Below are 7,355 nucleotides of genomic sequence, written 5' to 3' on the forward strand. Positions count from 1 at the left end.
GCGGCCTTGAAAGAGCACCTACTTCAACAAGTGGTGGTTCAAGCGGATGAAACGCCGCTCAATGTGCTCAAAGAAGAGAAGCAGTGTTATATGTGGCTTTACTGCTCAGGCGCTGACTCGCCCGAAGCGGCACTGCCGAATGTGAAAAAATCGCCTTGTACGACTATCAAAACAGTCGCGCGAGGGTGTGTCCCGTGGACTTTTTAGGTGACTACAACGGTTATCTACAAACCGATGGCTACGCGGCTTATGATGGTCTGCATCACGTCACCAATGTAGGGTGCTTAACGCAAGTTCATGGACGCGAAGAAGCTTCAAGGGGAAGGTAAATCGGGCAAGGCTGATAAAGCGCTGGCTAACCCCCCAAAGCTCTGCGGGATAGAATCACGCTTAAAAGGTGCGCCTGCCGAAGAACGCAAAGCAGAGCGTTAAGCGTATGCCAAGCCGATACTGGATGAGCTTTACCAATGGATGACAACCCAGAAGGTGATAGGCTCTAGCCCACTAGGCAAAGCAATAAAGTACAAGCTCGGGTAATGGCCTAAACTCATTCGTTATATCGACGATGGTCACTTATCTATCGATAATAATCGCGCTGAACGCGCAATTAAACCGCTGGTTATTGGCAGGAAAAATTGGCTATTCTCCAACACACCAAATGGCGCTGAGGCGAGCGCGATGCTTTACAGTATCGTCGAGACTGCAAAAGCCAACGGCCTTATCCTCTATGACTATATGGTCAAGTGCATGAAAGAGCTCGCGAAAGCAGAGCCTGATATCGACGCACTTCTACCTTGGACCTCTTCGGGTCAAGTCAAAACAGACCTCAACAATATTGGCTTTGGCCTCGAAACTTACGTTTGGTGCTAACTATGCCATCGGACTCTAATAACATATTTGGGTTCTTTGATGAGTTTGAAGCTTCAGAAGGAGAGTTACAGCAACCCCCTATAGAGCTGTTTCAAGAACCCGTTGAAATTTTATCAACCCTAGATAGTCAGCCAAAGAAGGTACAACAAGAAGTCTTTGTGATAAATAAAAAGCGACATCCACTCACGGTAGTGAATATATGTAGGATCACGTCCTGCATAAGCGATTTATTCAAATTTAAAGAGTGAATTAATATCGCACCATAAAGAAAAAATACTTCAAATACTCCAGAAATGAGCATGGCTGAGCATAGGGATTCTCAGGTTTGATGATACCAATATCAGGTCAGATGGCCGAACACATTTATGGGTACAACCATGAATTTAACGCATCGCTCACTCATGGTTATCGCTATCACTGTTGCTCTTTCTGCGTGGGGTAGTGATGAAACCAGCTCACGTCCTATTAAGCCAGAACCGCTTCAGACATTACCAACAGAGCAGGTTTCAGTATCCATCGGGGACGCGACTCTTTTCGCAAATAGAGAGTCTGTTGTGATCAATACCTTAGCAGGTGACGAGCAACGCGTATCCATTGAAGCGTTTAAAGGAATCACTTACGCCGATCAACAACGTTTTCAGCACAGTCACTCCGTCAATTAGAACACAATGCTGATAGCGCTATAGATGCGACACAATTTGGCGCCGTGTGCCCACAGCTTAAAATAACCCAGCAAGAGCAATCTGAAGATTGCTTGAATCTTAATATTTGGCGTCCTTCGGAGATCAATGGTTCAGAGTCATTACCCGTGTATGTCTTTATTCATGGTGGGGACTTTGAATATGGCGCAGGTTCTGATACCGACATTAACGGTGATACCGTCGTGGCTAAAAGATAACATTCGATATACGGGTGGCGTTGGCGCTGGAAAGGCGAACCTCGATATTTTCAAAGAGTTCAGTATAGGTGCGTCGTACAACAAAACGATTCAATTCGGCACAAAAACCTCGGGAGTCGCTGCGCTTCAGCAGCTCCAGTTTCGAGTGGCAAACACACCATTGATGCTGGGTGTGAAACAGATTATTGGCCAGAGCTCGGTAGAGTTTGAGACCAGTAATGAAGATGTGAATAACGCTATCAATGGCGTTATTCAATATTTTATGGGCGAAAGCTCGGTGACCTCTGGGCTGGGTGTTGTCGCGGAATACGATAATGCGATTGATAATCGTTGGACCGTTTCTGCGTTTTATGGCCTGGATAAAGCGACAGTAGAGGGCAGTCTGTCAGACGATGAAAGTGTCGATGCGTATGGTGCTGGATTTCGCTATCAGATAGCTTGCCGATATGGGTTACACATGGGGGTAGACCTCGCTTTTAGTGACGTTGACAGCGCGTTTTATATAACGGTTGGCAGTGGATTCTAATGATGGAAAGGTGGGTGTTAGTCAATCGATTGATTTTTCTACATGCAGCATAGTTTTCATAGCAATCATGAACTAATATTCTTTTACAACAAACATAACAGGTATCAATATGAAAAATTACGACCCAAATGAATTGGACGCTACGCAAGTATTACTTGATGGTGTCGATACAGATAAACGTTCGACTTTGACTAAGTTAGCGGTTGGGGCTGCGGCACTGCCTTTTGCCTCTGTTTTACATGCAGCCCCTGAAAAACTGGTTGGCCAAAACATCAAACTGATGCCTAACGAGAAAGGGCCATTTGATATCGTTATCGAAAATGGCCGTGTTGTTGATCCTGAAACTGGACTCGACGCAATTCGTCACGTCGGTATTAAAGGTAAGCGTATTGCTGCAATCTCAGACAAAAAGCTGCAAGGCAAAACAATCATCGATGCTGAAGGTCTCGTGGTTGCACCTGGCTTTATCGATATGCACGCTCACGGACAACAACTTCCTGCTGCCCGTGCTCAAGCATTCGATGGCGTAACCACCGCTCTTGAGATGGAATCTGGTCTATTCCCAATCGGAACGTACTACGATATTACTGCTGCTGAAGGTCGCCCGATTAATTACGGCGCTTCTGTAGCATGGACTTACGCTCGTATTCAAGCAAAAGAACCTACGATGCCTGCTCCTGATGGTACGATTGTTTGGTTCCAGAAAGCTTTTTCTAAAAACAATTGGCAAAATACCCTAGCAACCCCAGATGAATTAAAACAAATTCTGGGCTCGGTTGAGCAAGGTCTTAAAGAGGGGGGCTTAGGCATTGGTATTAACGCGGGTTACGCACCAGGTTATGGCCACAAAGAGTACTATGATCTTGCTAAACTAGCAAAACGCTATGAAGTACCAACTTACACTCACGTTCGTTACCTAAACAGCGCAGAGCCAAAATCAAGCTTTGAAGCATACCAAGAACTCATTAGCCTGTCGGCGACAACGGGTGCACACATGCACATTTGTCACCTCAACAGCACGTCAGTACAAGATATCGAAGATTGTGCCGATTTAGTTCAATCCGCCATTGATCAAGGTTTAGCCGTTACTACTGAAGCTTATCCTTATGGTGCTGGCTCTTCCGTTATTGGCGCAGAAGTTTTCCGTGGTGACGATTGGTTACAACGTTGGGGTGTACCAAGCGCTAGCTACATGGAAGCGAATGGTAAAGCACTAAACCAAGAAAAAGTCACTGAACTACAAGCATCAGCGCCCGGTACCGTGGTTGTCATGCACTTCTTAAAACCCGATGAGAACAAAGAAGATCGCGCTAAAATGGACCGTTCAGTATTGTTCCCAGGTGCAGCTATCGCTTCAGATGCAATGCCTTGGATGGATGATAAAGGCGTATTAATTGAAGGTGATGTATGGCCACTTCCAAGCAACGCAATAGCTCACCCTCGCTCACTTGCTTGTTTCTCTCGTTTTATTGAAAAATATGTCGAGGAATACAAAGCGGTAACACTAGTAGAAGCGATGGAAAGAACTAGCTTAAACGCATGTCGTATTCTTGAGGATGCTGTGCCACAAATGGCAAATAAAGGTCGTATTCAAGTAGGTAAAGATGCTGATTTAGCTATTTTCAAACTTGATGAAGTAAAAGCCGTTGCAACATTTGATAAACCAAATGCCCTTTCTACAGGCATGAAATACGTACTTGTAAACGGGACACCTATCATTGAAGCTGGTGAAATGTTGTTAGATTCAAACCCAGGTGAAGCGGTTCGCAACAAAGTTACTGGCTAAGTTATCCTGACTTAAAAGGTTGGGCATTAGCTCAACCTTTTTTATTGCTTACCGAGTAAATATAGACAACGAAAATCGAAAGAGAGCATGCTATGAGCAAGAAGCCTATTCCAGTAACAATTTTAGCCGGATTTTTAGGAGCAGGGAAAACGACCCTACTAAACCATATATTAACCAATGCAAATGGAATGCGCATGGCTGTGATCGTCAATGATTTTGGATCAATCAATGTTGATGCGGAGTTAGTTAAATCTGAAAGTGAAAATATGATCAGCCTAGAGAATGGCTGTATCTGTTGTAACCTTGCAGAAGGACTAGTCGTTTCGGTAATGCGTTTACTCGCATTAGAGGAACGCCCAGACCATATTATTGTTGAAACTTCAGGTATCGCAGAACCCAAAGAAGTGGCACTTCAATTTGAAGATCCGGAACTGCAAGCACACGCACCTTTAAATGCAATCGTGACGACGATCGATGCGGAAAACATTTTAGGGCTAGAAGGCCCAATGGAGACGTTGTCGAAGCAGCAAATTCAAGTGGCTGACATTGTTCTGGTTAATAAAGTTGACCTAGTCGATGCTGATAAACTAGAGCAAGTCAAAGCATGGTGCCGAGTACAAGCTCCGTTTGCTAAATTGATTGATATTTCATTCGGCGAAGTGGATTTACCTATCTTATTTGATGCCCCTGAAAGTACGCGCTTTGTCACTAACAAAATAGCGGCTGATCAAAAGGAATGCCAGCACCATGATTGTCATGATGAGCACTGTCATCACGTGAACCATGATTTCGAAACATTCAGCTTTGAAACTGATCAACCACTTAATCTACAAAGTTTGTATCCTCTACTGCAACAGTTTTCAATTGATGCTTATCGCATGAAAGGTATTTTAAATTTAACCGATCGTCCTGATCATCGCTGTGTATTTCAGTGCACGGGCCAGCGAGCCAATGTGACGGTTGGAGATGCATGGGAAGATGATGAATCTCGTTCGTCACGGTTAGTCTTCATTGGACCTAAAGGTGGCCTTGATAAAGAGAGTATGCGTAAAAAACTGAACGCACTGGTGGCGTAGTTAGAACGGAAATGGAGTAGATGGCAAGCCTATCAACCTAGCGCTTGCCTATACCTAGCTTACCTCTGCCTACTTTGCATTGACTCATCCTAAGCATCCTTATCTTATTGAATTATTGGCTACTTTCGATTCTATTCGGTTTTTCCAAATCCATATTGCTCATTCCCCTCGCCATCTGAAACAAAATAGTCTTATCGATTTTCGAGACTCTGTTCATCAGTACCTTCTCAGAATCGGTTAACGTCAAAAAGCAGATAAAGACTCAATCGTGGGTTATTGGGGCGTGTTGATCAGCGATTGTTAGCTCGATGGTTAGTCCTCAATGATGGAATCAAAATGACGACTAAATATAGAATAAACCATGATTTGTCCCGCCATAATCGCGCCAAACATCAGCAAGGCGGACAGACCAATATTCGGAATGGGTAAAATGGAGGTCGCAAAGAAGGACTCACTTGCTCCGACAATGATTCGACTACCGGGGACAAGAATGATGATCCCTTGAATAATGTATATGAGTGGTGGAACGTGACGCAATTTTCCCATCCCCAACCCGTAAAGCGTAATGAGTATTGTGCTTACCCATGTACCTACAACCCAATCGGAAGTAAACCAATGTGGCCCCCACATGCCAATTGCCGCGACAGGAAGGCCTAAGAGAATTTCTGTCATACTTGCGTTGAAAATAAGGCCAATAGCGACAGAAATCCCGATCAGTGCGGTGACATGAAGAACGAATGGGATTTCATCAATAAATACCGGTACCGATAATGGTTGATTGATTATGTTGGCTAAGCCTAACCCCATAACAATGCCGATGAATATTTTCATTACTATGAGTGCGCTTTGTGCAAGCAGTTCGATACCTGACCGAAAGTCATTGAGAGCAAGACTGGCTAAGCCGTTGGTGACGGTTAACCCAGGAATAAAAAGGACAATGGAAGAAATGCACAGTGCCAATGTTGGTAAGCCGGGAACCTGTGCCGCTATCATACCGGTTAAAAAACTGGCTACTAAGGCGACAAAGAACTCGACAAGAATGCTTCTTGGCCCAGTCAGGAAAATTTGTGCTAGCCAGGCTATAGCGCCCAGAATAATGGATAAACCGACCGCCAGATAAGTACTGCCAACTAACATTAAATAACATGGCGGAAGCAATAAATTGGCAAAGCACAAGGTACGATTCGAGTAGGTTTCTGAACCTTCGTAATGGGAATGAGTCGAAAACCCTTTAAGCGTTGCGACTAAATCACGTAAGTTAACCGAGGGTGGTTTTTTGTTTTCCATCACGACTTTTTGCGTGGGTTGCTCAAAAATAGTGATGACTTTTGTCGGGGTCACATCAATAGAGACATCAATGTTCTGGCGTTTTGCATAAGCTTGAGTGTATTGAGCTACCGAGTAAGGCGCACAACCAGATTGATGTAATCGGTCCGAAAAGCTCAAAATTTCTTGCTGGCATTGTTCGATGTGATTTGTTTGTTTCATTCTGTTTGTTTCTCAATAACCAAGGCGATATATGTTTGAGGGGCATTCTAATTCAATAGTATCCTCATTCAAGCGTAACCAATAGTCGTGTATAGAGGACGGGCCCCTACAAACGAACAAGGCAATGGTTAAAAAGATAGGATTCATTGAATGAGAGGTTATCAGTTTATCGTTGAGGTAAATCAGTCATTGTTGAAGCTGCAACCTCAAAAATAGATCCGCTCACGCAGCTATTTGAAGGCGTAAAACTCCAAATCCATGAGGTGATTGATTTAACTCTGAGGCTTTTAGAAAAGCTCGGTAATGAGTAAAGGAAACTAATATTTAGGAAATGGAAGCCTAAATAAGATTGATGATGAGCGTTAGAATCACAACTAGAATGGAACCGACATAAGCAATTTCAATAATGTTTGAATCAATCCAGTTGCAGTATGCTTGAATTGCTAAACTCAGTTTGTTTTTCATAATGGCCTTTGGAAAATTAACCGAAATCTACTGTAAATAATAGCTTATTATGAGTGAGCTTTGATGACGGTTTCAAAGGTTCCTTAGCGCTAACAGTGTGATTGCGGCGCTCACGTATTAACAATATCGTCCCGTGGGTTCATGGGGCGGATACAGTCGATAAGGTTTAAGAGCAGAAAATTGGGCTAAAAAAGAGCCGCTTATTTGTGGTTCATCGCGGCTTTCCAAGAAGTAGTCGGTATCTCG

Annotated in this window: 6 protein-coding genes and 1 pseudogene; 6 read left to right on the forward strand and 1 reads right to left on the reverse strand. The window is 43.8% G+C overall.

What is annotated here, in order from left to right; genetic code table 11:
• The 6 genes and pseudogenes from tnpC to AB4384_RS20370 all read left to right on the forward strand — a co-directional run.
• Positions 1-870 (forward strand): annotated as a pseudogene (tnpC, locus tag AB4384_RS20345) (IS66 family transposase); the annotation flags it as partial.
• A 377-nt stretch (positions 871-1,247) separates the two neighbouring features.
• The gene (locus tag AB4384_RS20350; protein WP_017062010.1) at positions 1,248-1,532 is read left to right on the forward strand and encodes a hypothetical protein; all 285 of its coding nucleotides are present in this window, start codon (positions 1,248-1,250) and stop codon (positions 1,530-1,532) included.
• A gap of 44 nt (positions 1,533-1,576) precedes the next feature.
• Positions 1,577-1,768, forward strand: coding sequence for a carboxylesterase family protein (locus AB4384_RS20355; RefSeq protein ID WP_372104194.1), 192 nt, complete (start codon positions 1,577-1,579; stop codon positions 1,766-1,768).
• Positions 1,713-2,294, forward strand: a complete 582-nt coding sequence (locus AB4384_RS20360) for a hypothetical protein (protein ID WP_372104197.1) — start codon at positions 1,713-1,715, stop codon at positions 2,292-2,294. Before AB4384_RS20355 ends, AB4384_RS20360 begins: the two co-directional genes overlap by 56 nt.
• A gap of 109 nt (positions 2,295-2,403) precedes the next feature.
• Positions 2,404-4,080, forward strand: a complete 1,677-nt coding sequence (locus tag AB4384_RS20365) for an amidohydrolase family protein (protein ID WP_102319826.1) — start codon at positions 2,404-2,406, stop codon at positions 4,078-4,080.
• A gap of 92 nt (positions 4,081-4,172) precedes the next feature.
• The gene (locus tag AB4384_RS20370; RefSeq protein ID WP_065584640.1) at positions 4,173-5,156 is read left to right on the forward strand and encodes a GTP-binding protein; all 984 of its coding nucleotides are present in this window, start codon (positions 4,173-4,175) and stop codon (positions 5,154-5,156) included.
• Between the two features lie 312 nt (positions 5,157-5,468).
• Here AB4384_RS20370 and AB4384_RS20375 read toward each other — a convergent pair whose 3' ends face one another.
• Positions 5,469-6,644 (reverse strand): threonine/serine exporter family protein, encoded by a 1,176-nt coding sequence (locus tag AB4384_RS20375; protein WP_017064690.1) that lies wholly within the window; start codon positions 6,642-6,644, stop codon positions 5,469-5,471.
• Positions 6,645-7,355 lie beyond the last annotated feature (711 nt).

Origin of the sequence: Vibrio sp. 10N.261.51.A4, assembly GCF_041471945.1 — a bacterium.
GTDB lineage: Bacteria > Pseudomonadota > Gammaproteobacteria > Enterobacterales > Vibrionaceae > Vibrio > Vibrio crassostreae_C.